Annotated in this window: 1 protein-coding gene; it reads left to right on the top strand. The window is 30.0% G+C overall.

Annotated elements, in window-relative coordinates:
• Window positions 1-407, top strand: a 407-nt coding sequence (locus tag EVJ26_RS14320; protein ID WP_131470788.1) for an ATP-binding cassette domain-containing protein, incomplete at both ends; no start/stop codon positions are given.

Here is a 407-nt window from a genome sequence, read left to right as displayed (position 1 = left end):
AGGTAAAACTACAATAGTTAAACTGTTAATGAGATTTTATGATGTTAATAGCGGTTCAATACTGATTGATGGTCATAATATTAAAGATTTTAATCGTAGTGAGCTTAGAGAAATGTTTGGTATGGTTCTTCAAGATACATGGTTATTTAGTGGTTCAATTATGGAAAATATAAGATATGGTAAGTTGAATGCTACAGATGAAGAAGTTATAGAGGCTGCTAAATCTGCACATGTTCATAGATTTATTAAGACATTACCAGATGGATATAAGATGAAATTAAATGAAGAAGCAAGTAATGTTTCTCAAGGTCAAAAACAATTATTGACTATAGCTCGTGCTATTTTAGCTGATCCTAAAATTTTAATATTAGATGAAGCTACAAGTTCTGTCGATACTAGAACAGAAG

Source organism: Exiguobacterium sp. SH3S1, assembly GCF_004337105.1.
GTDB classification, from domain to species: Bacteria; Bacillota; Bacilli; order Exiguobacteriales; family Exiguobacteriaceae; genus Exiguobacterium; species Exiguobacterium aurantiacum_A.
The sequence above is the reverse complement of the archived record's forward strand: the minus strand, read 5'-3'. Positions and strand labels throughout refer to the sequence as shown.